3 protein-coding genes and 1 pseudogene are annotated in these 2,868 nt (G+C 62.7%); all 4 read right to left on the bottom strand.

The window, feature by feature from the left end:
* A partial coding sequence (locus AC1DUU_RS28205; RefSeq protein ID WP_476786644.1) for a dihydrodipicolinate synthase family protein occupies positions 1-808 on the bottom strand: 808 nt, incomplete at its 3' end.
* A gap of 18 nt (positions 809-826) precedes the next feature.
* Complete coding sequence (locus tag AC1DUU_RS28200) at positions 827-2,281, bottom strand: aldehyde dehydrogenase family protein (protein ID WP_476786643.1); 1,455 nt, start codon at positions 2,279-2,281, stop codon at positions 827-829.
* 13 nt (positions 2,282-2,294) lie between these two features.
* Positions 2,295-2,627 carry a 4Fe-4S dicluster domain-containing protein gene (locus tag AC1DUU_RS28195; protein ID WP_476786642.1) on the bottom strand — a complete coding sequence of 111 codons (333 nt, stop codon included), beginning with the start codon at positions 2,625-2,627 and terminating at the stop codon, positions 2,295-2,297.
* 7 nt (positions 2,628-2,634) lie between these two features.
* A pseudogene (locus AC1DUU_RS28190) lies at positions 2,635-2,868 on the bottom strand (enoyl-CoA hydratase-related protein); the annotation flags it as partial.

Genomic DNA, 2,868 nt, shown 5'->3' with positions numbered 1-2,868 from the left:
GGATATGCTTGCGCACCGCCAGGCCGATGCCCGGCTGCTGCTCGTAGCGGGCGAGCGGCAGATAGGCATCGAAAAAATCGTGGGCGCGTGCCACCTCGCCGCGGGCATGGGCCGCAACGACATCGACCATCATTTCCGGATAGGCAAAACCGGTCATCGCGCCGTCGGCACCGCGCGTCAGTTCGTCCGGTAGGAAGAGCCCGCCATTGCCGACCAGCACCGAAACCCTCCTCAACCCACTCTCGGTCTCCCGTTTGCGCAGGGCGCTGATCTTGTTGAGGCCGGGCCAATCCTCGTGCTTGACCATGACGCAGGTCGGAATGGCATCGATGATACGGGCAATGACCTGGACCGGAACCTGCACTCCAGTGACCAGCGGATAATCCTGAAGCACAAAGGGAATGGACGGCCCGAGCGCTTCGGCGACGGATTCGTAGTAGCTGAATATTTGGTCGTCGGAGCGTAGATGGCCAGGCGGCGCCACCATGACCCCGGCCACGCCAAGCGCCATGACGTCATGGGCAAGTTCACGCAGCGAGGCAAGGCCGCCGCTGGAAACGCCAACGACGAGCGGCACACGGCCGGCCGTGGCCTCCACCGCCGTCTTGACGAAGATGCGCGATTCCTCAGCCGTCAGCTTCGGCGCCTCGCCCATGATGCCGAGCAGCGTGAGTCCCGAGCAGCCCTTTTCCAGATAAAAGTCGATCATCGTGCGCGTGCTGTCGAGATCGACCGCCTCGCCGTCGGTGAATGGCGTCACACAGATGGCGTAAACGCCCTCTGCCTGTTCGTTCAGTCTGTCTGTCATGTCTCTCTCCTCCTCCGTTCAGCCAGGCAGCACGTAGGCAGTCTTGACCGTAGTATAGAATTCGGCCGCGTAGCGACCCTGTTCGCGTGGGCCGTAGCTGGACCCCTTTCTGCCTCCGAACGGGACATGAAAGTCGATCCCAGCCGTGGGTAGATTCACCRTGACGATGCCGGCCTCGGCGTTACGCTTGAAATGGCTCGCATGCTTGAGGCTGGTCGTGCAGATGCCAGCCGAAAGCCCAAATACCGTGTCGTTCGCCACGGCAAGCGCCTCCTCGTAGGTTTTCACGCGCAGCACGCAGGCGACCGGTCCGAAGATCTCCTCGCGCGCGATGCGCATCGAATTGTTCGCATCGGTGAACAGCGCCGGGCGCATGTAATGGCCGGGCTTTCCGGCGTCGAACGTCTCGCCGCCGAACGCCAGCGTGGCGCCGTCCGCGCGGCCGATCTCGACATAAGAGAGGTTCTGTCGAAGCTGGCTCTCATCGACGACGGGACCGATATGGCTCGCCGGATCCAGGGCATCGCCGACAACGAGGGACTTCATGCGCTCGATCAGCGCCGCAACGAACCGATCGTGGATGGCCTCGGTAACGATCAGGCGGGAGGATGCGGTACAGCGTTGCCCCGTCGAAAAGAAGGCGCCGTTGGCAGCGCATTCCACCGCAATGTCGAGGTCGGCATCGTCAAGCACGACAAGCGGGTTCTTGCCGCCCATTTCGAGCTGCATCTTCTTGAACGAGGCCACACAGGCGGCAGCCACCCGCGCACCCGTCTGGACCGACCCGGTGAAGGTAACGGCGGCAACGTTGGGATTGGCGAGTATTGTCTCCCCGACCACCGCCCCTCGGCCATTGACCAGGTTGAAGACACCCTTCGGGCAACCTGCCCGCTCGACGATGGTTGCAAGTGCGTTCGCCGTCGCCGGCACGAGATCGGCGGGCTTCCAGACGACCGTATTGCCATAAACAAGGGCCGCGGCGATCTTCCACGACGGTAGGGCAATGGGAAAATTCCATGGCGTGATGATACCGATGACGCCCACCGGTTCGCGCGTGATCTCGATCTCGATGCCCGGACGAACCGATGGCAGCTTCTCGCCGGCAAGCCGCAAGGCCTCCTGAGCGAAGAACAGGAAGACCTGCCCTGCCCGCGCCGTCTCGCCAATGCCCTCGGCAAGCGTCTTGCCTTCCTCTCGCGACAGCAAGCGCCCGATCTCGTCCTTGCGGGCGAGGATGTCGTCGCCGATCCTTTTCAGAAGATCGTGGCGCTGCTGCAGGCCGGAACGGGACCACTGGGCAAATGCCTGTCGGGCAGAGGCGATCGCAGCGTCAGCCTCGGCGCGCGTCGCCCGCACGCTGCGGCCGACAACCTCCCGCGTATCGGAAGGGTTGATGTCTTCGGCCAATTCGCCGCCAGTCATCCATTCGCCGCCGATGTAGTTGCCGAAAATATCTGGGCTGGAAAGGCTCATCGTTCGTCGTTTCCTATGAAAGGCGATTGCGCAAATTCAGGACGTAGGGATGGTCGCTCGTGCTCTTGGGTACGAGCGAGATGCCGCCAGGCGAACCCCATCCGGTCACCGCATCGCTGAAGAATGCGGCATTGACCTCTTCGAAGGGCTTGAGGTCATCCGGCAGGTCGATCTCGGCAAAGATCGCCTTGACCGGACAGACTGAGACGCACAGTCCGCAATTGATGCACTCCTCGGGCTGGATGTACATCATTGCCCCGCCCTCGTAGATGCAGTCGACCGGACAACTCACCTGGCAGGCGCCGTCCTTCACGTCGATGCAGGCCGTGGTAATCACATAAGGCATATCCCACCTACCGACCCTGCCAGACGGGCGCGCGCTTTTCGCGGAAGGCAGTCACGCCTTCGTATTGGTCGGTACTGCCGAGAGCAGTCATCAGGGCGGGCAATCGCATGCCGCTGGCATCGTAAGCGCCATATTGCTCGACCGCGCGAACCACTTCCTTGACCGCCTTCAGCGACAATGGCGCGCAGGCGAGCACGCCTGCCACCCACCGGTCCACCGCTGCATCCAGTTGGTCCGGCTC

This window comes from Aminobacter sp. P4_H6_2 (assembly GCF_056400805.1).
Note: the sequence above shows the minus strand (reverse complement) of the source record. Positions and strands in the feature narration are given on the sequence as shown.